Source organism: Streptomyces sp. NPDC059718, from assembly GCF_042733315.1.
GTDB lineage: Bacteria > Actinomycetota > Actinomycetes > Streptomycetales > Streptomycetaceae > Actinacidiphila.
The window spans coordinates 23,673-48,675 of record NZ_JBHWGA010000065.1; the positions used below are offsets into that span (position 1 = coordinate 23,673).

General features: G+C 68.6%; 22 protein-coding genes and 2 pseudogenes. 18 read left to right on the top strand and 6 right to left on the bottom strand.

The genetic code is table 11. The features are described 5' to 3' along the window. The first annotated feature begins 177 nt into the window (after nt 1–177). From ACFV3E_RS41905 to ACFV3E_RS41935, 7 genes are all read left to right on the top strand, one after another. Nucleotides 178–381 carry a cold-shock protein gene (locus ACFV3E_RS41905; protein WP_500541090.1) on the top strand — a complete coding sequence of 68 codons (204 nt, stop codon included), beginning with the start codon at nt 178–180 and terminating at the stop codon, nt 379–381. Nucleotides 382–539: 158 nt separating this feature from the next. After that, nucleotides 540–1,355, top strand: coding sequence for a non-homologous end joining protein Ku (gene ku / locus ACFV3E_RS41910; protein ID WP_500541092.1), 816 nt, complete (start codon nt 540–542; stop codon nt 1,353–1,355). A 718-nt stretch (nt 1,356–2,073) separates the two neighbouring features. Continuing rightward, nucleotides 2,074–2,586 (top strand): hypothetical protein, encoded by a 513-nt coding sequence (locus ACFV3E_RS41915; protein WP_500541094.1) that lies wholly within the window; start codon nt 2,074–2,076, stop codon nt 2,584–2,586. Nucleotides 2,587–2,677: 91 nt separating this feature from the next. Next, the gene (locus tag ACFV3E_RS41920) at nt 2,678–3,109 is read left to right on the top strand and encodes a hypothetical protein (protein WP_500541096.1); all 432 of its coding nucleotides are present in this window, start codon (nt 2,678–2,680) and stop codon (nt 3,107–3,109) included. 4 nt (nt 3,110–3,113) lie between these two features. Further along, complete coding sequence (locus ACFV3E_RS41925) at nt 3,114–3,650, top strand: hypothetical protein (RefSeq protein WP_500541098.1); 537 nt, start codon at nt 3,114–3,116, stop codon at nt 3,648–3,650. An 87-nt stretch (nt 3,651–3,737) separates the two neighbouring features. After that, nucleotides 3,738–3,956 (top strand): hypothetical protein, encoded by a 219-nt coding sequence (locus ACFV3E_RS41930; protein WP_500541100.1) that lies wholly within the window; start codon nt 3,738–3,740, stop codon nt 3,954–3,956. An 877-nt stretch (nt 3,957–4,833) separates the two neighbouring features. Then, nucleotides 4,834–7,416: a helicase associated domain-containing protein gene (locus ACFV3E_RS41935; protein WP_500541102.1), complete on the top strand. Its 2,583-nt coding sequence runs from the start codon at nt 4,834–4,836 to the stop codon at nt 7,414–7,416. Nucleotides 7,417–7,852: 436 nt separating this feature from the next. Here ACFV3E_RS41935 and ACFV3E_RS41940 read toward each other — a convergent pair whose 3' ends face one another. Next, entirely contained in the window at nt 7,853–8,518 is a 666-nt protein-coding gene (locus ACFV3E_RS41940; RefSeq protein WP_500541104.1) for a recombinase family protein, read from the bottom strand. A gap of 233 nt (nt 8,519–8,751) precedes the next feature. Between ACFV3E_RS41940 and ACFV3E_RS41945 the strand changes: the two genes are divergently transcribed. Both ACFV3E_RS41945 and ACFV3E_RS41950 read left to right on the top strand, forming a co-directional pair. Next, nucleotides 8,752–9,954: a dipeptidase gene (locus tag ACFV3E_RS41945; RefSeq protein ID WP_500541106.1), complete on the top strand. Its 1,203-nt coding sequence runs from the start codon at nt 8,752–8,754 to the stop codon at nt 9,952–9,954. 82 nt (nt 9,955–10,036) lie between these two features. Next, nucleotides 10,037–10,228, top strand: a pseudogene (locus tag ACFV3E_RS41950) (cation transporter); the annotation flags it as partial. A gap of 50 nt (nt 10,229–10,278) precedes the next feature. Here the strand turns inward: ACFV3E_RS41950 and ACFV3E_RS41955 are convergent. Beyond that, entirely contained in the window at nt 10,279–13,323 is a 3,045-nt protein-coding gene (locus ACFV3E_RS41955; protein WP_500541108.1) for a Tn3 family transposase, read from the bottom strand. 446 nt (nt 13,324–13,769) lie between these two features. On the opposite strand from ACFV3E_RS41955, the gene ACFV3E_RS41960 reads away from it, so the two are divergent. Continuing rightward, entirely contained in the window at nt 13,770–14,933 is a 1,164-nt protein-coding gene (locus ACFV3E_RS41960; RefSeq protein WP_500541110.1) for a hypothetical protein, read from the top strand. A gap of 1,576 nt (nt 14,934–16,509) precedes the next feature. Here ACFV3E_RS41960 and ACFV3E_RS41965 read toward each other — a convergent pair. After that, nucleotides 16,510–17,286 carry a helix-turn-helix domain-containing protein gene (locus ACFV3E_RS41965; protein WP_500541112.1) on the bottom strand — a complete coding sequence of 259 codons (777 nt, stop codon included), beginning with the start codon at nt 17,284–17,286 and terminating at the stop codon, nt 16,510–16,512. Between the two features lie 85 nt (nt 17,287–17,371). After that, on the bottom strand, nt 17,372–18,277 hold the full coding sequence (locus tag ACFV3E_RS41970) for a helix-turn-helix domain-containing protein (protein ID WP_500541114.1): 906 nt from the start codon (nt 18,275–18,277) through the stop codon (nt 17,372–17,374). Nucleotides 18,278–18,539: 262 nt separating this feature from the next. On the opposite strand from ACFV3E_RS41970, the gene ACFV3E_RS41975 reads away from it, so the two are divergent. Further along, entirely contained in the window at nt 18,540–19,481 is a 942-nt protein-coding gene (locus ACFV3E_RS41975; RefSeq protein ID WP_500541116.1) for a quinone oxidoreductase family protein, read from the top strand. Nucleotides 19,482–19,530: 49 nt separating this feature from the next. Here the strand turns inward: ACFV3E_RS41975 and ACFV3E_RS41980 are convergent, their stop codons facing one another. Beyond that, nucleotides 19,531–20,526: a hypothetical protein gene (locus ACFV3E_RS41980; protein WP_500541118.1), complete on the bottom strand. Its 996-nt coding sequence runs from the start codon at nt 20,524–20,526 to the stop codon at nt 19,531–19,533. Between the two features lie 215 nt (nt 20,527–20,741). Here ACFV3E_RS41980 and ACFV3E_RS41985 point away from each other — a divergent pair, with 215 nt between their 5' ends. The 7 genes from ACFV3E_RS41985 (at nt 20,742) to ACFV3E_RS42015 (ending at nt 24,360) form a co-directional block, all read left to right on the top strand. Next, nucleotides 20,742–20,957: a hypothetical protein gene (locus tag ACFV3E_RS41985; protein WP_500541120.1), complete on the top strand. Its 216-nt coding sequence runs from the start codon at nt 20,742–20,744 to the stop codon at nt 20,955–20,957. Between the two features lie 175 nt (nt 20,958–21,132). Continuing rightward, nucleotides 21,133–21,939: an IclR family transcriptional regulator domain-containing protein gene (locus tag ACFV3E_RS41990; RefSeq protein ID WP_500541122.1), complete on the top strand. Its 807-nt coding sequence runs from the start codon at nt 21,133–21,135 to the stop codon at nt 21,937–21,939. Nucleotides 21,940–22,636: 697 nt separating this feature from the next. After that, nucleotides 22,637–22,882, top strand: a complete 246-nt coding sequence (locus ACFV3E_RS41995) for a hypothetical protein (protein ID WP_500541124.1) — start codon at nt 22,637–22,639, stop codon at nt 22,880–22,882. Beyond that, complete coding sequence (locus ACFV3E_RS42000; protein WP_500541126.1) at nt 22,879–23,247, top strand: hypothetical protein; 369 nt, start codon at nt 22,879–22,881, stop codon at nt 23,245–23,247. The genes ACFV3E_RS41995 and ACFV3E_RS42000 overlap by 4 nt, the downstream gene beginning before the upstream one ends. Next, entirely contained in the window at nt 23,244–23,621 is a 378-nt protein-coding gene (locus tag ACFV3E_RS42005; protein WP_500541129.1) for an ArsR/SmtB family transcription factor, read from the top strand. The genes ACFV3E_RS42000 and ACFV3E_RS42005 overlap by 4 nt, the downstream gene beginning before the upstream one ends. Further along, nucleotides 23,618–24,079 (top strand): SRPBCC domain-containing protein, encoded by a 462-nt coding sequence (locus ACFV3E_RS42010; protein WP_500541131.1) that lies wholly within the window; start codon nt 23,618–23,620, stop codon nt 24,077–24,079. Before ACFV3E_RS42005 ends, ACFV3E_RS42010 begins: the two co-directional genes overlap by 4 nt. Continuing rightward, nucleotides 24,079–24,360 carry a putative quinol monooxygenase gene (locus ACFV3E_RS42015; RefSeq protein WP_500541133.1) on the top strand — a complete coding sequence of 94 codons (282 nt, stop codon included), beginning with the start codon at nt 24,079–24,081 and terminating at the stop codon, nt 24,358–24,360. Before ACFV3E_RS42010 ends, ACFV3E_RS42015 begins: the two co-directional genes overlap by 1 nt. 393 nt (nt 24,361–24,753) lie before the next feature. Here ACFV3E_RS42015 and ACFV3E_RS42020 read toward each other — a convergent pair. Further along, nucleotides 24,754–25,003, bottom strand: a pseudogene (locus ACFV3E_RS42020) (IS701 family transposase); the annotation flags it as partial.

Consider the following 25,003-nt stretch of genomic DNA (forward strand, 5'->3'; position numbering starts at 1 on the left):
GCGGCATCCACCGCAGCGGGGGCTCAGGCTCCTGCGGGCGACACGACACGCCTGGCCGTTACGCCTGCAGTAGCGCGAGGCGCAGACCATCGGGTAAGCAAGGCCGGGCCCAGCAACGAGGCCTGTCGGCGCACCGCGGAGTGCGCAGGCACCAGCAGCAGGTGAGGGACGAACACAGTGGCATCTGGCGTCGTGAAGTGGTTCAACTCCGAGAAGGGCTTCGGCTTCATCGCACAGGACGGGGGCGGACCGGACGTCTTCGCCCACTACTCCAACATCGCCGGCAACGGCTACCGCGAGCTGCAGGAAGGCGAGCACGTCACCTTCGACGTGACCCAGGGACAGAAGGGCCCCCAGGCGGAGAACATCGTCCGCGGCTGATCCGCCGGGCAGCAGGTGCTTGCACCGTCTCAAGTGGGGTCGACCTCCAGGTGGAGGCCGGCCCCACTTCGCGTTTCCGGCCCTGGCGCTACGGCCGTCGGCCCCCATGTGGGTCTACTCGGAATGCAGGGCAGTGTCACGGCGGGTGCGATGAATCCATGCCGTCCATCGCCAGGCTCGCGATCACCTTCGGCCTCGTGTCGATCAGCGTCATCGTCCACTCCTCGGTAGAGGAGCAAGGTGTGACGCTGCACCAGGTCCACGCCGCGGATTCTGGGCGCATTCGCCTACGGCGCACCTGCGAAGTCTGCGGCCAGGAGGTTCCCTACCAGCAGATCGCCCGCGGCTACACCGATGCCCGTGGCCGGACCGTCGTGCTGACCGAAGACGACCTCGCACAGCTCCCCCTTCCATCGATCAAGCAGATCGACGTCGTGGGGTTCATCGACGCGGCCACCGTGGATCCACTGCGCCTCGGGAAGGGCTATTGGCTCAGTCCCGATCCCGCCACTGCCAAGCCATACATCCTGTTGCGCGACGCCATGCGCGAAGCCGGCCAGGCCGCCGTCACAAAGATCACGCTGCGCAGCGGCAACCACGAACATCTGGCCCTGCTGCGGGCACGCGAGGACATGCTGGCGATCCAGGTCCTCAGATGGCCGGACGAGGTGCGGCCCGCCGAGGGCGTCGCGCCGCCGGCCGATGTCACCGTGCGACCACAAGAGGTCCAGATGGCCGTGGCCCTGATGGACGCAATCTCACAGGACTTCGACTTGGCGGCCCTACGAGATCGGTACCGGGACGCCATGACCAAGCTGGTCACTGCGAAGCTGGAGGGCGAACCTGTACCGGAGGGCGCCGCAGTTACCCCGGCGCCCGAAGACGTCGTCGACCTGATGGCCGCGCTTCAAGCCAGCATCGACGCGCATCAGCACGACCATTCCACCGGCGAGAACGAGCACCCTGAACGCTAGCCGAGATGCAAGCGGGAGCGCCCGGTCCGGACACGGCAGCCGCGCGAGCGGCAGGTCGGCGCGCTGCTTTGGGCGTAGCCCGTGTGCCCGGCCGACCAGGCACACGGGCTCGATCAGTGCCAGTGCCGCAGCCACACATTCAGGAATCGCACCAGGTGGGCACCCACCTCACGCGCTACTCCGAAGGTGAAGCCTTGTGTCGCGGCGCGGCAATGGTCCTCGTGCGCACACGGGTCTGGACGAGCCTGCGTCCGTGGTGGGGCGTCCGACCGCCTGCGGCGACGCGTCCTAGACTGGTTTCTTGGCATGCGTGAGCACGACCTTTCGGCCTGATAGGTGGGTTGCTTCGCTGCGCAGGGGAGCCCGTACAGCCCGAGGGGTCACAGCCCGCGGACTGGTCGACCGGGCTCCTTCTGCGTCTATGAACGGGGTAACGCCTTGTCTCAGCCTCTGGGTTGAGGCGGTGACAGAGGTAACTATACGTGGCTGAAGTGCATGAAGTTCGCTACTTTGAGTGATACTCCGACTCTCTGAAGTACCAGCTCCGCGACGCGGTGCAGCTCAGAGGGGGTTTACGCGGGCACGCGCGTCTCCCACCTCAGGATTGACCAGTCATTGACGTCCAAACTGCCATTGATTGACAGGTGCTCACATGAGACCATGTCAGTGTTGGTTCAATCAATGGTCAATCACTGACCATTTCTTGGAGGGCTTGCGAGTGGATCTCACGATCACCATGAAGGGAGCCTCGGAAGCCTTCGCGCGCGAGGTCATCGCGCTGTTCGCGTCGGCTGAGGGCGTCACGGTCTCCAGTGAACCGCCGGACAACAAGTGGACAGCAGAGCGCGCCTACCGTCTGCTCCGCATGAGCAACGCGCGCGCCATCAACCTCCTTCTCGCCGCCGTCGACGGCAACGGGTGGGTGGACGGCTCCGACTTCCGCGCCACGCACGGTGAGAACGCTCTTCACGGCCCAACGGCAGCCATCAGCAAGACCATCACCCGCGGGGCCAGGGAAGGGCACTGGTCGGCGAGCATTCCGCATCCGCTCAGCCCCACGCCGCCCCACCCGACCAAGGGGTGGTCGAAGACGGGTGGCTACTTCCTCGAAGAGCCGCACTTGCCCGCGTTCCGGGCGGCTGTCGAGCGGTTCCGTGCCGAGGACATGGGCACGGCAGTCGCCGGAGCGCCCGCGCTGCAGACCGACCCTGCTGGCCTGCCCAGCCCTTAACGCCCACCCGAAGAACAGCCGGCGGCCGCCATCCCTCCAAGAACCGCGGCGCCAGCCCACGTCCCGCCTGACGAAAACAGGAGTCCAGCCCATGACCGAGCGCCGCGATCCCGAGGCGTTACCGAGCAAGAGTCACCAACAGGCCGTCATCGCCCGCGCCGTGCAGCACCTGACCACCGCCCATCCCGTTGTTCTGGCCCCGCAGATCCTGACGCCGCAGCTGCCCGACTACGTGAACGACCCGCACGCACTCGCTGAGTCCCTGCGTGACAGCACGCAGGCCGGGCCGGACCGGGTGCGTACCGCGTTCACCGCGGCGCAGCGCTTCCTCGCGGCCGCCGGCATCCCCGCACCGGGGAACACCGACCGGGAGCCGATCGAGGTCGACTGGGGGAGCGACAGCAACAAGGACATCGCGTGGGCGGTGACGCAGGCCGCGGAGCGGGGCGCGCCGCTGATCGTCACCCTCGCCGACGGCCGGGTCGTGCGCATGGTGCCTGAGCGCACCGCCGCGGGGGAGTGACGGCATGGTGGTGGTGAACATGGCGGTGCTGCCATGGCGGCACCGGCGGCTCCGGGCCGAACTCCCTGCCCGGGCCTCCGCCTGCGCGGCCACCGTCACCCGATACTTGGGCGAGGACCTGCCGCCCACGACGGTCACCCTCACCACCCGGTCCGGCCTCGCCTGGCTGCACGTCGCCGCCAACAGCGCGGGCGCCACGCTCCGGGCCCGAGCCTGGTACCACTGGACGACCTACCGTGAGGCCCGCGATGCGGCGGCTGTGACCGTCGCTGCGCCGGACGGCACTGTCCGCATCCTCCTCGACAGCGCGGTCCTGGCCACTCGAACAGACCGCGAGGTCGACGGCTATCTCACGCACGAGCTGGTCCATGCCGTGCAGTACGCACGCCGCGGCCAGCACGCACGGCTGGTCGCCGGCGAGCGCCACAACCTCGGACTGCAGCAGCTGCCCGACACCGCTGTAGCTCAAGGACGCGCGGCTGCCGCCGCCTTCGAGGCCGAGGCGTACCGGGTGCAGCACGAGCTGGTGCCCATCCCCTGATGAACAGGTGAGGGCGGCCGCCATCCCTCCAAGAACCGCGGCCGCCCTCGTCTCCAATCCCGCCTGAACGAGATCCGGAGGACACCCATGATCCCGCACAGCGATCCCGACCGGAACAGCAACCCCCACGCCATACCCGTCGAGTTCACGCCCACCGACCCCGACCGCTTCGGGGACAGCCCCGTCCAGCCGGGCACCGGCTACCTGCTCCCCGACGGCCTGGTCCTCCACACCGGCTGGTCCGTGCCGCTCAAGGCGAAACCCGGTGAACGCTACGAGCAGCACCAGGCGTTCGAGGGGTGCTAGGCCTGGCACATCGCCAGCCCGGACGGCCACCCGGTCGCGCACTTCGACTACTCCCGATTCGGCGAGGCCGCGGCCGCCGCCGAGCAGATCGCGGCCGCACTGCCCAACGGCAGGTGGCCGGCCGGCGTCGCAGCAACGGACGCCCTGCTGCAGGTGGCGCTCGAAGCGTCCGCGGCGCCGGACCTGCTGCCGCTGAACTGGGAGGGAAAGCGCCAGTGGGGGTGGAGGGCGTCGCCCACCTACTTCACGATGCCGAGGTCGCGTGCGGCGTACGAGGTTCTGATCGCCGCGCACGGCAAGGAGCCGAAGAACTGTCGGTACTGCAGCGACGTCCGGAAAGCCCGCAGGAAGTCCGGGTGGGACATCCCGCCGCGGCACTGGCCGGCCTGGGGAACGCAGCACCCGGAGGGCACCGCGAAGCAGCCGCACTGCTGGTGCGCCCGTTGTCTTTTCCCCACGACCATCGGCGCGATCATCCGGAGCACCAGCGAAGACGGCACCCCGGAACCGCTGAGCGCCGCCGTCGGCCTCTACACCCCGTTCGTCAATGACGACGACACCAGCCCCGTGGTGCCGCGTGAGCAGCGGCCCTTCGCCTGGGCCGCGCGGTTCCTCACCGAGGCTGGCTGCCTGATCCTGGACAACCGTGAATGCTCCGGGCTGTGGCCGGTCGGGATCCGTCACGACGACGCTCTCTTCTGCGAGACGGGCCTGGGCGGCGTCGACGACCTGGAAAACGACTTGGAAGAGGACGGCTTCGACGAAATCGCCCCTGACCTGGCGTCCCCCGTTGGGGGTCCGCCTGCGCGGCCGCCGATCGTGCCGATACGGTCATTGCGGGCGGGATCGCGGGCCGCCCGGGACAGGAGGTGGGTCGATGACCGCGCAGGACGTGATCACGGTCCCGCCGCGGCCGCACCAGACTGCGGCCACCGGCAGTGCCGCCCAGGCACTCACCATCCACCCAGGCCAAGCCGTGCCGCCCCAGGGCCTGCGCACGCAGGCCCGCCTGGCCACCGGCTCTGGCAAGACCCTGATCGGGCAGATGACCGCTTACCAGGTCGGCGCCCGAAGGGTGATCATCCTCGTTCCCTCCCTGGACCTGCTGGAACAGACCGCCGACGCCTGGCGCCGCTCCGGCCACCGCGGCCGCATGTTCGGCTTGTGCTCCCTGACCTCCACCCCCGGCTTGCGCTGCACCACCGACCCGACCGAACTGGTCGCCTGGACTGCCACCCAGCTTGACGCCGCGGTGTTCGCGACCTACGCCTCAGTCGGCCTGGGCACCCTGCAGGAAGCCCACACGCTCGGCCTGCCCGCCTGGGACCTGGCGATCCTGGACGAAGCCCATCGGGTGTCCGGAGCGATCGGCAAGCCGTGGGCCGCGGTCCTGGACAACACCAAGGTCCCGGCTACCCGGCGGCTGAGCCTGACCGCCACACCTCGCATGTGGGAGCTGGGAGGAGCCGGTGACCGCGATGCCCTCGACGACGGCGATGCGCCGTCCATCGGTGGTTCCGGCCGGTCCGCAGTGAAGCTGATCGCGTCCATGGATGACCCTGAGCAGTTCGGTGAGGTCGCCTACGAGCTCCCGCTGAGGACCGCGATCGACGAAGGGATCATCGCCCCCTATCGCGTGGTGTGCGTGGAGATCGCCGACGCCGCCTACCAGGAGGCGGTCGCTGCGGGGGAGAGCCGTGACCGGGTGCGAAGCCTGCGGCTGGCCGCCATGCAGGCTGCCATGCTCAAGACCGCGGGTGACTACAAGCTGGAACGCGTCCTCACCTTCCACAGCCGGGTCGCCGAAGCGAAAGCCTTCGCCGAAGGCCTGCCCCATGCACACAAGGACCTCGCGGCCGCCGACCCGTCACTGCCCCTGCCGCAATCCCTGGTCGCCCGCTGGCTGTACGGGGAGCACCCCCCGGAAGTCCGCCGCGAAGGGCTGGCCAACTTCCACGCCGGCGTCACCGAAGCCGGCACCCCCGTCGCCCTGTCGGCGATGTCCTCAGCGAAAGTCCTCGGCGTCGGCGTCGACACCTGGGCCGATGCCGTGATCATGTGCGACGTGTTCGGGGCCATGCCCGACATCGTCCAGGTCCTCGGACGCGCCCTACGAATGCAGCCCGGCGACGGCAAGGTCGCCACCATCGTCGTGCCAGTCATGCTCGGCCCGGGCGAGAGCCCAGACCAGATGCTCACCTCACCGGCGTACGACCCGCTGGCCCGCTTCCTGGAAGCCCTGCGCTCCCACGACACCCAGGCCGTCGAAGCCCTGTCCGCCTCCGCGCTGGAACCCGCTGATTCCTCGAACAGCACCAGCGACGACCACGGCGACGCGACCGCCTCCGACACCATCGACCCCGACGCCGAAGGCCCCGAGCCGGCGGACGAGGTCACCGACTCGGTCGAAGCCCCCGGCATCCTGCAGTTCGCCACACCCCGCGACCCCGGCATGCTGGCCCGGTTCATCTCCCTGCGCGTGCTGCAGGCCGCACAGATGTCCTGGCGGCGCGGCCTCGAGTCCGCCATCGCGTACCAGGCCGCCGGCGGAGACCTGCGCGTCCCCTACACCTACCGCGACGCCGTCGACCAGGACGACCCAGACGAGGGCTTCCACCTCGGCATCTGGATCGCCGAACAGCGACGCGCCTACCGTGCTGGCCGCCTGGCCGCCGACCGCATCGCCGAGCTCACCTCACTCGACATGGTGTGGTCAGAGTTCGACGCCGGATTCGAGGACGGCCTGACCGCCGCCCGGGAATGGTTCGCCGCTCACGGGCACCTCCTGCCGGCCAACGACGCCATCACCGCTGATGGCTACCCGATCGGCCGGTGGCTGCACAACCAGCGCAGCGCCGCCCGTCTCGCCGCGAGCGTGCCCGACGGCACCGACCGCCCGCCCGGCGCGCTCACCCAGCACCGACGGGAAGCCCTCGAAGCGATCGACCCGTCCTGGTGCCCGGCCTGGACCGTCGACTGGCAGCGACGCTTCACCCTGGCCCGCGTCCATGTTGCGGCCGGCTGCAGCGTCACCGGCCACGAGACCGGCCAACTGGTCATCGCGGGCGAGGACATCGGCAGGTGGGCCACCGTCCAGCAGAACGCGACCACCTTCGAGAAACTGTCCGTCCCACAGCAGTGGATGCTCCGCAGCGTCCTCGGCATCGAGCCAGCCGCTTCCTCGGCACCGAGGACGGCGAGGCTGAGCAATGACGAGAAGTGGCAGTTGAACATTGCCGCCGCCCGGCAGTACCACGGGCGGGAGGGGCACCTGAATGTGCCGCGCCGTCACAAGGAACCGGTCGACGGGAACACCGTCAGCCTGGGGATCTTCGTGAACAACGCCCGGGCCCGACGCGAGACCTTGCCTGAGCAGCGGGCCGCAGCCCTCGATGAACTCGGCATGCGCTGGACGTGGCCACTGGTCGACCTCGGACTGGGACCGGCTGCCGAGCAGTAGCGAAGCAGAGAACACTCAGATGGCCTGCCGGTCCCTCTGACCCTCCGATCGTTGGTGAGCGAAGCAGCAATGCCTCAGCCTCACGATTCGCTCAAGCCCGGAACTGTGCGGTGTGGTCGGCTGATCTCAGTCAGCATGAGCTTTTACGAGGTGACATCAGTACTCGTGCGCATGTTCTGGGAGACCGTGGTCTCAAAGGCACGGCAGCGACGCGCTGTACTGATCAGGCTGGCCGCAGTCCTTGTCGCCGTGGCGCTCTTCCTAGCTCTATGGATGTGGGCGCGGCCGCTCTGGCAAACGATCGTGCCCATGGCCAGGCCAGGATGGGATGCCCTCCCAGCAGAAGCCCGTGCACAAACCGAAAACCAGTTCCGGCTCTTCACCGTTCAGGGAGTAGGCCCTTGGGGAGGATCGGAACGGTCAGTAGCGGCAGCGGTCAGTCGGCGATGAGCTGCTTCGGGACGCGTCCGGAGGCGCGGAGTTCCTGCAGGTCAGGGATGTGGTTGTAGAGGGTGCCGGGACTGACACCGAGGAGCTTGGCGATCGAGGTGATCGAGTGCTCGGGGTTGGGCAGCATGTCGCGGGCGGCGCGGATGATGTCCGCGTCGACCACGGTGGGTCGGCCGCCGACCTTTCCGCGGGCGCGGGCGGCGGCCAGGCCCTCTCGGGTGCCGGAGACGATCAGCTCTCGGATGAACTCTGCCAGTGCGGCGAAGACATGGAACACCAGCCGCCCGCCGGGCGTGGTGGTGTCGAGCCGCTCGTGCAGCGAGGTGAAGCCGATTTCGCGCTTGCGTAGTTCGCCGACCATGGTGATCAGGTCCTGCAGGGAGCGGCCGTAGCGGTCGAGGGCGGGCACCACCAAGGTGTCGCCGGCGGCGAGGAAGGCATGGCACGCCTTCAGCTCAGGCCGGGCGTCGTTCTTCCCCGACTTCTTGTCGGCGAAGATCCGGCGGCAGCCGACCGCGTTGAGGGCGTCGAGCTGGCGGTCGAGCTTCTGCCCGCCGGTGGACACCCGGGCGTAGCCGATGCGGATCTCGGTGCGGACGGCGGGCTCGGCGACCAGGAGTTCGAACTGGACGTCTTCAAGTGGCGTGCTCACGCCCGGAATCCTGTCAGAAAACGGCTGTCACGGGTTGTTGAACCACCTGGGTTTCTGAAGGGGTTTTTGAAGGCCTTGAGGTCCTTCTGGCCGCCTGCTCGGCGATCTTCAATAAACGTTGGTTTTTTGAAGAATTTGGGCACAGGAGAGGAGAGGAGAGGAGATACACGCGCAGAGGCTGCCCACGGTAGCCACGCCAGGGACCTGCAACCCGCGCATGGGATGCTGATTCGATGACCTACATAGCAGACCCCAGTGCACTCGAACACGCTCGGGCGTTACTCGCGGAGCATCCCGTCATCGATGGGCACAATGACCTTCCTCTTGCGCTGCGCGAGCAGGCCGGATACGACCTGGATCGCCGTGACATTGCCGCGGACCAGACGGTCCACCTGCACACCGACCTGGGGCGGCTACGCGCTGGCGGTGTCGGAGCGCAGTTTTGGTCCGTCTTCGTTCCCTCCGAGTTGCAGGGCGATCAAGCGGTCAGCGCAACGCTGGAGCAGATTGACTGCGTAGGCGCACTGGCCGAGCGCTACCCCGACTACCTGAGCCTGGCGTTCACCGCTGACGACATTGAGGAGGCACGTGCGCGCGGCCGGATTGCCTCGCTGATGGGTGCTGAAGGTGGCCACTCCATCGCCTGCTCGATGGCCACCCTGCGCGCCCTGTACACGCTGGGTGTCCGCTACATGACGCTCACGCACAACGACAACGTGCCCTGGGCCGACTCTGCCACCGACAAGCCGGCCGCGAACGGCCTGACCCGCTTCGGCAAGGAGGTCGTCGCCGAGATGAATCGCCTGGGCATGCTGGTCGACCTCTCGCACGTGTCCGCCGACACGATGCGCGACGCCCTTCGGGTCACGCAGGCCCCGGTGATCTTTTCGCACTCCTCCGCGCGCGCGATCTGCGATCACCCGCGCAACATCCCTGACGACGTGCTCGCCGCCCTGCCCGCCAACGGGGGCATCGCGATGGTGACGTTCGTCCTGGAGTTCATACACCCCGAGGCCGCCCAGTGGGTCGAAGGTGCCGAGGTCGCTCTCGTCGCGGCCGGCCTGCACCACCTCGACTCGGGCCCCGCGGCGAAGAAGGTCCTGGCCGCTTACGAGGAGAGCACGCCTCGGCCGATCGCGACACCGGCGACGGTCGCCGACCACCTGGACCGCATGAGAGAGGTCGCCGGAATCGACCACATCGGCATCGGCGGCGACTTCGACGGCACCCCCTTCATGCCCACCGGGCTCGACGATGTCTCCGGCTACCCCAACCTGATCGCAGAGCTACTCACGCGCGGCTGGAGCGACGCGGACATCGCCAAGCTGACCTGGCACAATGCCACTCGCGTGCTACGTGATGCTGAATCGGTGGCGGTCGAGCTCCGGCGCACCCGTAAGCCGTCGATCGCCACAATCGACCAGCTCGACGGCTGATCACCCCACGCTGAATCGGTAGGAGCCTCAGGGCCGGACAGCGCATTCCGACCAGTTCCCCTGACGGGACCCGGTCAAGCCGCACGCCACCCTCGGCTGGATCTGGGCCGACCCTGTCGCCGCTTTGATCATCGCCGCCATCGCGCCATCGTCGTCAAGGAAGGCCGCGACGCCTGGAGCGGCAAGGGCTGCTGCGCGCCCTGGACTGTCTGCCCCGGCGCCCGTCGGCGAGCCGGATGCCTGTGGCTGCCACCCGGGCAGCGACTGCTGCTGAACCCGCCGACGTTGCTGCCCCGGCCCCAGCTGGGTCCGGGCAGCAACGCGTCACAGTGTCTGGTCGTCGTCCTCGGCCTGGCCCGGCGCGCGCAGCGGCCGGCGCCCGGCGTCCTGTGGGCGGAAGAACGCGTACCGACCGAGGAAGTTGATGTGGTCGAACTGGAGCGGCGAGAGACGCGCGATGAGGTCGTCGGTGACGGGGAAGCCGTCGGCGGCCAGCTGCTTGACCGCTCGGTCGAGGTAGAGGCTGTTCCACAGCACCACGGCGTTCAGCGCGAGCCCGAGGGCGCCGAGTTGGTCCTCCATGCCTTCGCGATAGTTCTGCCTCAGCTCGCCGCGCTGACCGAAGAAGATCCGGCGGGCGAGCCGGTGGCGGGCCTCGGTGATGTTCAGCTGCCTGCCGATCATGCGGCGGTAGCCGTCGTCAGAGATGAACTGCAGCAGGTGCAGGGTCTTGAAGATCCGCCCGTAGTGGGCGAAGGCGTCGCCCAGGCCGGTCGGACGCCCGTCCCGCGACAGCATACGGATCAGGTCGTGGCCGCGGACCTCGCCCAATGTGAGGGAGCCAGCTACCCGGAGCATGTCGCCCCAGTGCGCGCGGATGCGGTCCAGGCGAACCGTGTGCCGGGAGACGTCCTGCAGCGGCCCGTAGTCGGCGGTGGCGTGGGTGCGCCACAACCTCGCGTCGGAGATGTCGGCGATGCGCGGGGAGAACTGGTAACCGAGAATCGCAAACAGGCCGAAGACGATGTCGCTGTAGGAGGCGGTGTCGGTGATCACGGTCTCCGGCTTCGGCCCACCGTCCCGGCCCAGCAGAGCGTCCAGAATGAACAGCGAGTCCCGCAGCGTGCCGGGCACCACCACCCCGCCCAGGCCCATGACCTGGTCATTGACGACGTTGAGCCAGGTCGCGCCCTTCTTACGCAGGCCGAAGTAGCGGGGGCTGTAGCCGGCATGAAGAGTCTGCACCGGCACGGTGAAGCGCACCCCATCGGCGGAGGCAACAAGCCCGCCGCCCCACGCCCGCACGACGTCGACCTTCCGCTGGGCGTCGATCAGCAGGCCGTTGGCCGCCGAGATCGTTTCGGCGCGCACGTAGCCCTGGTCGACCTGGACCAGGCGGCCCCGCGTCAGCGCTGCCACGTCTCGCTTGACCACCGGGGTGAGCCCGACGTTGCACGCCTCCGCCAGCAGCACCGCGCACACGCTGACCTCGAAGTCCTCCATGCCGGAGTCGGCGCCGGAGATGTGGGTGAACGCAGTGGGCATGCCGGTCAGCTCGGCGACCTCCAGCAGCAGTTCGGGGAAGTCGACCCTGGGCAGCATGCTGTTGGCCAGCTGCCGGAAGGCGGGCATCAGCTGGGGCTCCGGCGCTGGCCCGAGCCGGTCCAGGCGCACCTTGCCGTCCTTCACGGTGACCGCGCTGTTGGCCGGCAGCCCGGTCACCACCTGGTGGAAGGCGCCGTGCAGCGCGGAGGCGAGCTCCGCGAGGTGCGCGGCCGGCTCCGCCTCCAGGCTGAGCGCGGTCAGCACGGTCGGCTCGGCACTCTCCCACCGATCTCCGGCCAGCAGTTTCGCCCGCGGATCACCCCACCGGTCCCCGTCGCGGGCGAACACGTCACGGCGCCGCAGCGAGCGGTGCAGGTGCTCCAGCACGCAGAAGCTGTACGCGGCCCGATCCACACACCCCGGCTCGACGTCCGGATTGGCGAACACCAGCCGCCGCCACGAGCCGCTCACCAACTCGTCCGACACCTCCGAGGCGGCGACCTTCTTGCGCCCGATCAGGTGCGGCAGTCCCCTCAGCGCCCGCACCACCGGGACGCCAGCCCCGACCGCGCCGAAGTCGACCACGTCCACCAACAACCGGAGGAAGCCGCGAACCGTCCCGTACCGAGCAGTCAGCGCGGCCCGCCACTCCGCGTCCTCGTCGCCGTCCCCGTCCGGCACGCACTCGGCAATCACTGCCAGCGCATCGGCGAGCTTCTCCCGCGGCACCACCTTCTCGATCGCCGACCAGGCGTCCAGCACCGACACCATCTCGCCCTCGACCGTCGCGGGCGCGGTGTCCAGCAGAACCTCCACTGCCTTGGCCACCCGCCCGGCCGCCCGCTTCAGCTTCGGCAGCGCCTTGAGCTTTTCCTCCTTGCCGAGCCGGTCTGCCCGCGACAGCAGCCGCGAGGCCATCAGCACGTCCAGCAGGTCCAGGGCATCGTCCACCGACGCTGACTCCAGGTGCCGCACCGTGGCCAGTAGCGTCGCTGCCTTCCGGCTCTCCTCCAGGTCCCGCAGCGTCGGCGCCTTCGAGCCCATCCCGTACCGGGCCAGCCCCGTCATTCGGGCCGCTGGCACCCCGCCAGTGTCCACCGCATAGGCGCCCAGACTCCGGATCTCCTTCACCCGCTCCAGCGCGGCCGCCATCGCCACGCCCGACACCTTCACCGGCGGCGTCCGCAGCCGCTCCAGCTCAGAGACCCGCCGCCCGTCCGGAACCTTCAACAACTCCCGCATCGCCTGCCGGAGATCCCGCGGCACCGCCGCCTCCAGCGTCCGGTACAGCGCCGCGTTTTCCTCCGCCCGCACCTCCGCCACCAACCGGGTCAGCGTTGTGATCCCTGGCAGCAGCACCCGGTTCTCCACCAGCCACACCACCGCCCGGTCGAACAAAGCCCGAGGTCCCTCCGGCGACGCCCACACCCGCGCCCCCAGGAACCGGCGCACCTCGCCCTCGGCGTCGGCGAACTCCCGGTACCCGTACGCATCACGGATCTCCCACGCCTGCTCATACCGGCTCTGTCGACGCGCGCCGTACGCCGCGAACTCATCCGCGTCCACCTGCAGCTGCTCGGCCGCAAAGCGCACCACCGAGCCGGGCACCACCATCAGGTCCTCGGTCGGGAACACCCCCAGCATCCGTACCACGCCCCACTGCACCGCCCACCCCAGCCGATTCGCCGGGGTTCTCTTCGAGCAGGCTAGGCCCAGCGCCCGCTCGTCCAAGCGGAAGAACTGCTCCAGCTCACCGGGTGTCGGATCGGCAGCGAACCGGCCGTAGCGGGAGACCTGATCGTCAGACAGAAACTCAACTGGCATGAACGGAACGTAGAGGGCCTGAACGGCCCGAGTGAGGCAAGTCACCGAACCGGAACCAAGATCGACTCTCTGTCGCTACTGGCAGTTCCGATCCTCCTCAGGGGCCCACCAGCAGCACGGCCCCGGCCTGCGAGACCACCCCACGACCGCCGCCCTCAGCGCGGACACGCGGGTACGACCCGATACGCTTCTTCACCTGGAAAGTGCCTCCGACAGGGGCGAGAACAAGGGCCTAGACAATCCTCATTCTCGCTGGTTAGAGGCACTTTCTGCTGTCCTGATCACCCACTGGACAACCCACTTCGTGAAAGCGTGAGGTTAAGGGGAGGGCGCCGGTGGTCCCAGCCCCTGCCCTCACATCACCAGCACGGTGTCTCGGCAACCTGACAAAGGTGGGGGGTCTCCAAAACGGCCCGCGCCAGTGACCGTTGTCGTAGCGTCAGGACATGTCGCCCTTCAAACCGAGCCCTGCGGATCAACGGCTCATTGACGACGCCGCGCGATACGGCTTGACGGTCACGGCGAAGCAGCTGGCTGTGTGGCGGCGAGCGGGGCTTCTTCCCCCGAACGTCACCATGTCGCTGGGGCGTGGCCGGGGCAGTGCCTCACGCCCTTTGGAGGAGGCCTTCGTGCTGACTCGCTGGCTGGCCCGCAATGCCAAGCGGGGGGCGCGCCCCGCTCACCTGGGCCTGCTCGCATTCAGCGACGGGCTGCCGGTGCCGGAGGACACGGTGCGGGGCGCCTTCCGTCGGGAGCTGAACGGCTTCACGCTCTTCGCTGAGACGGTTACCCCTCCGGGGGAAGCCGTCATCGGACCGGAGGATGCCGAGGCGCGGGCCGGGCGGATCGCCGACCGGCAGGTCGACTCCGGACGGCTCATGCGTTTGGTGCCGACTGCGATCCGGCGTGTCGATGAGCGCATCGCCAAAGCCGTGCGGACACGCGGGTTGGAGTGGCCGCCGCGGGAACTTGTGGAGTTGGACCGCAATCCGGACCCGTCGCTCCTGTCTGCCGGGGAGGCCACCTCTTTTGCCGTCAACGCGGTACTGCTCGGCGGCCCTGCTGTCACGCTGCAGGGGATCGGTGACGTCGTCCGGGCTGTCCAGGCGCCCGGGCCGAACCCTTTCGCTTCGCTCGCCGAGTTCACCTTCGATGACGTGCCCGACACTGCTCCCGCCGTGTTCGGCTCAGACGGCGGCTTTGCGCTGCTCCCCGAAGGCGACGTGCGCGACCTGATGGCACAGATCGTGGACGCGTCGTCCCTCGAGGACCTTCGGTTGTCGTGGCGTGGAGCGGCCGATCTCCGCGAGTGGGCAGTGGACTTGTATGACCGCGTGCAATCCGAACTGGCCCACGACGATGTCGGTGAGGCTGTGGCGGAATGGGTGCGCGCCCGGGGCATGCTGGCCGGCATGTTTCTGACCGTGGGCTTGGGCGACCGCCGCTGGGGCACATCGGCGCAGGCGGGGACGACCCTGAGTTTGCTCTTCATGCGGACCATGCTGCAGGCCGTGGATGCCGCCGTGCCCGGGTGCCAGTGGGAGCTGCTGACCGAGGAAGGGATGCTCCCGCCGGCCCTGCGTTCGTTCCTCAACCCACAAGCGGCATGACGACCCCGCCAGGCCAGCAGGTGACGACCGCTGCTGCTCACCTGTCGGTCGTCCTCCACCAGGTGGCCCGGGTCCGGTCGTCGACCAGAGCCTCCCATTCGGCGAGCGTTGTGCAGTCCTGTGGGCCGGGGGCCGGGCAGCAGCCTCGGCCTGCGCGAGGGACGCCAGAATGCGGGAGCGGATCAGGTCGGCGGGTTCGTCCGGCACCGACAGGCCGTCGGCGCCGGTGGTGCGGGGGAGCGGCCAGTCGTCGTGAAGCTGGGCGCGCGCCTGCCGGAACGCCGCGTTCGGCGGCACGCCCTGGACCGGCGCGGGCGCTTCCTCCGGCGGGGAGAGCCGTGCCGTGAGCGCGGCAGTGCGCAATCGGGTGGTGATGTAGGCGGCGGGGGAGTTCGGTCGCCAGGTCAGCCACCAGGAGTGCAGCTCAGCGACGATGGCCTCGCGTGGCATCCCGGCCACGATCAGTGGACGGAGCGCGAAAGCGAGGCGGCGCAGTTGCTCGCCCTGCGTCCATGAGACGCGGGGGCGGACCCACGCGGCCACGTCGACGCCGTGGGCGGCTTGGTGAGGCGGGCAAGAGGTGGAGCGCGCAGCGCGTCGCTGCCGCGTAGTGGTGTTGTTCTTCTTCCCTCCTACCTTGGCTTTCTGTCTCCTGGGGTTCTGCCTACAGGAAGGGGTGTCACGCCGGCGGCGGCCAGCTGCAGCGAGGCGGGCCTCGGCGATGGCACGCTCGCGGCCTTCGCAGGTGTAGCCGACGACGCGGGCGGAGTAGCCGCGGCCGCGGATGCGGTGGCCCATGGCGTGGTCCCAGGCCGGGGGAGCGGTGGCCGCGTAGATGGTGGCGGTGCCGGCCCAGCCCGGCAGGCCCGCGGCGCGACGGGTGTTGGTGCGACTGCCGTGGACGGACCAAGCGAGCAGGCCGAGCTCGCGCAGGCACGCGATGTGCCGGTCGACGGTGCGGCGGCTGATCCCGAGCCGCTTGGCCATGCGGGCGCGGCCGTAGGCGACGTGTCCGTCGGCGTTCATCCGGTCCGCGAGCTCCTCGGCGACGCGCAGCGTGGTTGCCGAGGCCTTGGGGTGGTGGCCGGCGCCGATGGCCCAGCGGGCGGCGCGCAGAAAGTCGTACCTGCGTACCCGGCGGGACGCCGTGGTGGCGACTTCCTGGTCGGCGTGGGCGCGAACGAGCTCTATGGCGGGGGAGTCAACTGGCGCTGCCGACACGGCCAGTTGAACGGATGTGGTTTTGGCTGGCGGAACTGCTTGGTTCCGCGCGTGGGCATGCTGCATCATGGACGGGCACGCCCCCCTCGGGCGTGCAAGAACCCCGTGTGGCAGCGGGATCGTGTTGAGAACACTGGATCCGCCCTTGGGCAAGGGCGGTGACTGCCGGCCGCTGAACGGCCGGGTGAACGCCTGTCGAGGTCGGCACTCGGCAGGCGTTTGTTACGTGCGGCTCCAGGCGCGGGGCTTGCGCGAAGCCGCGGGCCGACCGGTGGTCGGCCCGCGAATCCTTGCGGGCAGAGGTCGCCGTGGGCGGCTCATGTCAGATGTCCTCCCCCTTGTCCGGCTTGGCGGGTCAGCTGGCTTGCCGGGTCTCCAGGCGGAACAGGTGGCGGCTGACGACGCCGGCACTGTCCATCAGCGCGTGCACGTATCGGGCGCAGGTCGCCTGGCGCTGCACCATGCGGCTGGGGGCCAGGACGGCGATCGATCCGACGACGGCGGGGCCGCACCACAGCGGCGCGGCCAGGGCGTGCCAGCCGTCGAGCGGTGAGGGCCCGACGGCGTATCCCTGGTCGCGGACGATCCGCATGCGCGGTGAGGGCTGGTCCTCCAGGCAGGCCCGGATGACCAGCCCGGACGCGTCGGCGTTGAGCGGGGCCTGCCACAGGGCCTGCTGCTGCGGCGGGGGAGCGGCGAACAATGCCGCGACGTGAGGGCCCGGGACGCGGTCGGTGCACATCCGAACCATGGACACCCCGACCAGGGAGTACAGCAGCGCCATCTGTCCGGTCGTGGCCTGCAGGGAGACCAGTTCGGCGCGGATCGCCTGCGAGGTCCGGCCGGGGATTCGCAGGGGCAGCTCCTCGAGGGGCTGCACCGTGCCGGTACGCACCGGGTCGGTCAGGCGCGCGTAGTAACCGCGGGGATAGTCGCACTGCCGGACCTGTCCCTCGCGAATGAGAGCCTGCAGGTACCGGTGGGTAGTGGGCGCGGGCAGCCCCGCGCGGGCAGCGATCTCGGCGAGCGGGTGCGGGCCGGGTTCACTGAGGGCGTCGAGGACGGCCAGGGTGCGCTGCACGGTGCTGTTGCCACGCTCCGGCGCTGCCGTCAGGGTCAGTGAGGGTGCCACCGGAAGGTTCCTACTTTCGTCGGTGATGGTGTGGTCGGACCGTTCCAGAAAGGTTTCGTGCCGGGCGCCAGGCATGACCAGGACCTCAGGCCGAAGCCCGCTCGAAGCGACCGCCGCGCCCGGGCACCGCGGTGTGCATCGGTTCCGCCGAGGCGACAGGAGCCAGGCCGGCAGACCGCGTGCTGCGGTGGCTCAGCGCCGCTGCGGCCTTGGTGAGGACGTCGAGGTAGCGCTTGCGGCAGTACGCGTACCGCATCTGTGTGTCAGGGACGATCAGCGCCAGCGCACCGGTGACGGTCTCGCGGCGCCAGATCGGGAGGGCCACCGTGACCCAGCCTGTCAGGGGCGAAGGACCGATGGCCATGCCGCGGTCCCGCACGCCCCGAAGTAACGGCGGCAATGCCGCCGGCCGGTTGTCCAGGTGGGCCAGGATGGCCAGCGCCACCGGGTCCTGTTCGGACTGTTCCAGCAGGGCCATGTCAATCGCGGACTGCACGGAAGCCGGAGCGGTCTCGATCACGGCTCTGTTGGTGCCCAGGGCCTGCCCACGGCGTACCCGCAGCGGGTGCCCGACCAGCTCGGCGGCGTACAGGATCACGATCTGCCCGGTGGCTTGCTGTACCCGCGTCAGCACCGTGTCGGTCACCGGCGGCAGCGGGGGCAGCTGGGCAAGGCGTCCGCCGTTCCAGGCCATCAGCGCGTACCGGCCGCGCTCGGTGCGCAAAACCAGGCCTTCATCGGCGGCTTCGTTCAGCTTGCGGTGCGCCGTGGCATCGGGAATTCCGGCCGCAACGGCAATTTCGGTCAAAGAGTAACTGCCGTCAGCCGAGGGTCTCGAGGCTTCCAGCTGCCCGAGAACGCGCAGCACAGCGAAGCCTCGCTGTGCTGCACTCCGGGTCTGACCTGTGGCGGTCTGAGCTTCTGGCATCGTCACCAACCCCCTGTGGCGGCCTACCGCCCCATACGGCATGGCCAGTTGTGGGCTTGTCATCCCAGCGAAGCGGTGTGTGACTGTAGGCGGAATTCAACTCGCGAGTCAACGAGAAACACATGCCCCGCACGTAACAGAACGGCGTTTCTCACCGGGCGAGAAACCGGCTCCCGTCTTTTCTCACTGGGCGAGAAAGGGGGCCCTATTTCTCGCCCAGTGAGAAAAGAGGGGTGCCTCGGGCCCTGATGCCGAAGGCCCCCTATGCCCTAGCCTGGTCGCCGGAACCGGTCCCCGTGCCCAACCAGTTGAGGAGACAAGCACAGTGCGCGCCATCGTCATGCGTGAACGCGGCGGCCATGACGTCCTGAAACTGGAGGACGTTCAGGAGCCCGCCCTGTCGGTGGGTCATGTCCGCGTCCGCGTGTCTCTGGCAGGCGTTACCGCCGATGACGTCCTTGCGCGCACCGGCGTCATCGATGACGCACCCTTGCCCTGCACGCTCGGCACCGAGGTGGTGGGCGTGACCGACGACGGCCGACGAGTTGTCGGCCTCCTCGAGCATGGGGGCTATGCCGAAAGGGCCGTCATACCCCTGGACGCGTGCTGGGACATCCCCGCCGGCATCGATGACCACCAGGCGCTCACCCTCGTCCGGGACGGCAACGCCGCCTGGCACGCACTGGTCACCGCGGCGCAAATCCAGGCGAAGGAAACCGTCGTCGTCACGGCGGCAGGCTCGGGCGTCGGCGTGTTGGCGGTCCAGCTGGCACGGAGGCTCGGCACCAGGGTCGTCGCACTGGCCGAACACCAGGCAGACCGGGACTACGCACTGGAGCTCGGCGCGGACACCGTCGTGGACAGCAGGACCGGAAACCTCGACCGACAGGTCATCGCCGCTGCCGGCGGACCCGTCGACGCAGTCATCGACCTGAGCGGGGGGCTGGACGTGCCTGCGCTGGCCACCGCTGTGGCCCCTGGGGGCAGGATCGCGCTGTACGGGCGCCCACCAGCAAGCGCAGCGCCAATCAGCATGGACCTACTCCTTGGGCAGTCGCTGACCATGTCGGCGTTCCGGCTAACGCACCTGCGCCGCGATCAGATCGGCCTCGCCATGGGCATGCGCGCCCTGTTCACCACCATCCTCGACGGCACACTCATCCTGCCGCCCGGCCAGACCTACCCCCTGGGTTCTGCGGCCCAAGCGCACCTCGACCTGGAAACACATCCGGGACCACAGAAGCTCGCCCTGGACGCCACTACCTGACCAGAAGGCTCCGGACAGGGCGGACAGTGTCCGCCCTGTCCGGTGCATGTCAGTCCTGAAGTAAGCGCTCATCCGACCTTCCGTACCAGAACATCAGTGCGGGAAGCGTGGGTATGTCGAGACGCGCCTTGAGCACGTTGAGACGGCTGATCAGCGTTCGCTCGCTAATGCCGTGTTCCTTGGCCACCTGCTTCTGCGACTTACCCTGAGCCAAGCCGTGAAGGATTGACCGGGTCTCGGGAGTGGTGAAGGGAGTCCTGCCACGCTCCGCCTGGTCGCCGCCCGGATCCAAGCTCGGTTCCACGCCCGGAACCCAGGGCTCGGCCCGCTCCCAGTGCAACTCAAATACGGCGCGCACGAACCCCACAATCTGTGCATGCCGGATATGCAGGGCACCCGGCATCAGCTCACCGTTCTCGTAGACACCGACAAAGGCTTCGCGGTCATCGAAGATGATCAACTTTGGCAGCGGGGTGGGAAGGGTTCGTACCTGCGCTCCGCGCTCCGTCACAAAGCGCACCCACCTACCGGTCCAGTGGTCGGGCCGATTGCTCTGGTGGTACAGAGTCCGCAGCTTGATGCCACGCGCGAGCAGTTTGTCGTCGCGCTCTTCCACGTTCTCCAGCACCACTCGATCACGTCGACCCGGATGGCAGGTCATGGCGTCGGACTGGAGGGCGTCTGAAGCCCGAGCCAGCCGGCCATTGATGTCGTCGTGCTCGGTGATGACCTCCACTGCTGCCGTCTCCGTGCGCTGAGCGCGGCGGAACTCGTCAGTCATGGCATCCACGAACCCCGGCAGCTGCGCGAGATACCCGGTCACTGCCGAGAGAGCCTGGACCGCCCCTCCACGCAACGTCTTGGCCACACGGTCAGGCTCTGCCGGGATGTAGAAGCCGGGCCGCGTCGGATCGGGCACGACTACCCCAAGCCGAGCGAGTTCCTCAACTTCCTTGCGATCAGGGCTAATTACCTGTTCTTGCAACGCTTGCCGGTACAGCTCCCATGCCTCGGGTGACAGCTGCGGCAACCCCAACTCATGCATGCATACGCCCCGTTCGCCCTGTTTTAGCACTTCATTTTTGCGCAATGCAGGTTTCTGCGACCGGCAACCCGTTGCTCCGGCGTTGTACGTCGGGTCACCCTAAGGGTCGGCATCACAAATGCGCGATGCATGTTTCTGCAATATCGCGCTCGGGGTGAGGCCGACTGCCTGTGCCGTCGACAGCACAGGCTCGCTCAAAGAGGGGAAAACACCACATGAACCACGCGATCAAACTCTCGTCTGCCGCGCTGGCCGCCGCTCTGCTTGTGGCGCTTGGCGCTGCTGGAGTGGCGGTGACACACCAGGGCAGCGCGGTCCGGGCGGGAGACATCAACTGGAACCAGATCAATGCCACGCCCGGAGACATCAACTGGAGCGTGGAAGCGGGCGCGGCCGACACCAGCGTCGCAGCGAACGACATCAACTGGTGAGGTCCGAGGGTGCCGTGCAGCTCAGCGGCCGCCCGGCGCCCTCGCCCCAAGCACGACCGCACGCGCACCAAACCCCGGAGCCTCACGCCCCTGGGAACCGAACGAGATGGCACCGTCAGCGGCACAGGTCCACGACGTAGGACCGTGAGTGCAGGACAGAAAGGGCTCGGGGCACATGGGGATCCAGCAGGCCGGCAGCGGGCGCGGCGGTACCCGGTCGGGCCGCGTCTTTGCTGTACAGGCTGCCTTCACCACGATCGGCCGCCCCACCGCCCGCCTTGCCGAGCTGGCCAAAGCCTCCGGTCTGGATGACTCCACCGTCAGCAGAATCCTGCAGGCCGGAGTCTATGACGGGTACTTCATCCGTCCCGAACGTGGCGTCTACGCCCTCGGGCCAGGCACCGCGCGGCTCGGATTTCAGGCCTCAGCGGCATACGGGCACGACGGAGACGCAGTCACCACTCAGCTGCAGGAACTGCACCGCGTGACCGACAAGGGCCTGGTCCTGCTCTACATGGCCAGCTTCGGGCTGACCCGGCAATGCGTTGACATGGCCGTGGGCGACAGCGACCTGGTAGAGCTCGGCTGGACGCCCCGCGACATGCTCTCCATCACTCGCTCATTGCGCGTCGGCGCACCCGGCCGGGCGATCCTGGCCTATCTCCCCCAGCCCATGCAGAAACAGGTCCTCGCCACCCCGATCCCAGCCCGCGCAGGCCCGGGAGCCTTCCGGGACGACGACGACCTGTGTGCCTCTCTCAGCGCCATCCGGGACACCGGCTACGCCGTTGGCTATCAAGAGTGCCTACCCGGCTGGAACTCCGTGGCCGCTCCCATTTTCTGGGACGACTCGGTGATGGGCAGTCTGCTGCTCCTCAAGCCGTCTGAGGTGATGCCGGAGCCGCCCGGGGACTACATCACAGCTGTCAAAGCAGCGGCCGCCGCACTCAGCCGGTCCGCTGGCGCCTGGCCAGCATCATGAACCAGACCTCATGGGGGCGTAGCGGCCACGCGGGACCTGCTGTCACCACGGTCTTCCTTCCCCTTCCGTCCGCCTGCCGGCGTGCGCGCGCTGGAAGAGTGAAATCCGATGGCGGGCTTTTTTCACACGATGGAAAAAGGCTGGGGCGAGGGCTCTCGTCCCATGGCCACCTGACGCCGCGTACGTAACAGTGGTCTCACTCGGCGCCCGCCTCCCTCTTGGCGGGCGCCGGTCCCGAACTCCCCGGGCTCACGCCCGGGTGCACGACTTCCGGCCGGGGACCGCAGACCCTTCGGCCGGGGGAAGAAGGACGGTCCGATCCTCATGGAGGTGTGGTCGGACCATCCTGGACTGGCCCGCTTTGGGAGCGTGGTCGGTCCACATCGCCGACACCCCAAGTCGGCGGGCGAAGGACCTTCCAGCGGGCGTGAGCTCCCGCCGGGAGTGGTCCGGCCGGTGCCTGGGGGCTCTTCGGAGCAAAACGCACCGGCCGGGCCACCTTCGCGTTCCGGTCCGCCCCTCGCTCCGGTCCCGGCCACCAGGCCCCTACGCGCTGCAGGCTGCGATCGCCGCCGTTCACGCGGACGCGCCCAGCAGCGACACCACCGACTGGCCGCAGATCACCGCGCTCTACAGCCTGCTCGCCCGCACCGCTCCCTCGCCGATGGTGGAGCTAAATCGGGCGATCGCTGTCGCCATGGCGGATGGGCCTGCTGCGGGCCTGCGGCTCCTCGACCAGTTGCAGGACACCGGCCGGCTTGCACACTCCCACCTGCTGCCAGCCGCCCGCGCTGACCTGCTGCGGCGCTTGGGCAGCACCACCGAAGCCATCGCCGCCTACGAACAGGCTCTCGCCCTGGTCGGCAACGACGCCGAACGCGACTACCTGGCCCGCCGCCGCGACCAACTCACCCCGCCACCAGCACAAGGACCCAAACCGTGACCCCCGACATCCTTCTCGACGAGATCGCCGCCGACCTCGCCCCGCGCGGCGCCACCGCTGGCACGATGTTCGGCAAACGCGCCCTCAAAGCCCACGGCAAGGCCTTCGCTTGCCTCAAAGGCGACCTGCTGGCTTTCCGCCTCGGCGACGGCGCCCCCGCCCACACCGAAGCCTTGGCCCTGACCGGAGCCGAACTCTTCGACCCCTCCGGCAAACACCGCCCCTTCAAGGACTGGGTGGCCATTCCCTCCGCTCACGCCGAGGTCTGGCCCCACTACGCCGAGAGACTGCACTCGACAGCCTCACCGGCTGAGCCGCAGCCCCGCGGTCGCAAAAATCGTCGCCAGAACCTGGACGGCGGTTGACTTCAGCGACGCAACAGTTAATCATTAACCATATGGTTAATGATATTGATGCGACGCTGACGGCCCTGGCCGACCCCACCCGGCGCCGCATCGTCGAGCTGCTTCAGGAACGGCCACGCCGGGCCGGCGAACTCGTCGACTCCTTCGATATGAGCGCACCTGCCATCAGCCGACACCTGCGGATCCTCCGCCGCAACGGACTCGTGCAGGAACACGGCGTGGACGAGGACACCCGCATCCGCGTCTACCGGCTCCGACATGAGCCCTTCATCGCCCTGCAAGCCTGGCTGGACCAGGTCCAGGCGTTCTGGAACGACCAGCTCGGTGCCTTCAAGGAACATGCCGAGCGCATGAGCAAAGGAACACTTGAGTGAGCACCAGCGCAACCGCCACCGCCTCCATCGAGGTGGCCGTGGACCCCGACACCGCCTTCACCGTCTTCACCGCCGACATCGGCGCCTGGTGGAAGCGCGGCACCCCCTACTGGAATGACGCCGAACACGGCCAGGAACTGCGCTTCGAACCGCAGGTCGGCGGCCGTCTGATCGAGGTCCATGACCAGGAAAGCGGCGAGGGCTTCGAGATCGGCTGCGTACTGGTCTGGGAGCCCGGCCGACGGCTCGTGTTCACCTGGCGCCAGGGCGACTGGGGCGCCTCCGAGACCACCGAGGTCGAGGTCCGCTTCGAGGCGGCGGGTCAGGGTACCCGGGTGATCGTCGAGCACGGCGGCTGGGACCGTGTCCCCTCCGCCGGCCCGAGCATGCACACCGGCTACAGCCACGGCTGGGCCGAGCTCCTCGGCTACTACGCCGAGAAGGCAGGGGCACGCTGATGTTCGTCCACCTCGCCGTCCACCACCCCAAGCCCGAGCACACCGACGACCTGCTCGCCTCCATGCACCGCGTCGACGACGCCGCCCAGGGCACCCCCGGACTCATCCAGATCGGAGCCTGGCGCGACCAGAACAGCGACCGTCTCGTCGGCCTCGCCCTCTGGGGAAGCCGGGAGGCCTTCGAGGCATCCGCCAGCCGCATCTTCCAGGCCGTCGCCAACGACCCCTTTGACCAGTGGTGCCAGCAGCCCCCGGACGTCTTTCACCTCACCAAGCCGTAGGTAGAGCCAAGTCCCGATTCGCAGGTCGCCGAGAACGCCTCCTCAGCGACCTGCCGGACTGCCATCAACCCCTGCTTTTCCTATAGGCCACCCCCGGTGTCAGGCGCGAGCCGAGGTCTAGCCTCACCTCGCCGTACGGACGCACGCTCCAGAACAGCAACTCTGCTTCCAGGTTTTGGCCGCGACAAGATCGGCCCCACGCGGCAGACCTTTCAGTTGGATGGCCGCCTTCTTGACAGGCAAGCGAGAGCCGTAGTGCTGGTCATGGGCCGACATCGCCTACGAACTCAGCACCCCACTCGCCAACCTGCATGGTTACCGGTAGTTCGTTAAATCCCGAGGTAAAGGTCGATGCCGTGTCCGGTGGTCACCGCGTCGATCAGGGCCTGGAGCTCATGGGGTGGGTCGGTGTCGGTCCATGCTTGCCACCATCGGGTGAGGGTGATGGCTGGGGTGAGCCAGGACCGGATAGCGCGTAAGGCCTTGGGCCAGCAAGGCTGCTGGGCCTGGTGGGGTATGTCTGGTCCCCCCCCTCTGGCCCCTCCTCTGGACAGGGGTCCGGCGCGGTGGCATCCAGCGGTCCGGGTGGGTCGAACCATTGATCCCAGCAGAAGGAGAAAGCGCAGTTGACCAGGGTTTGGTG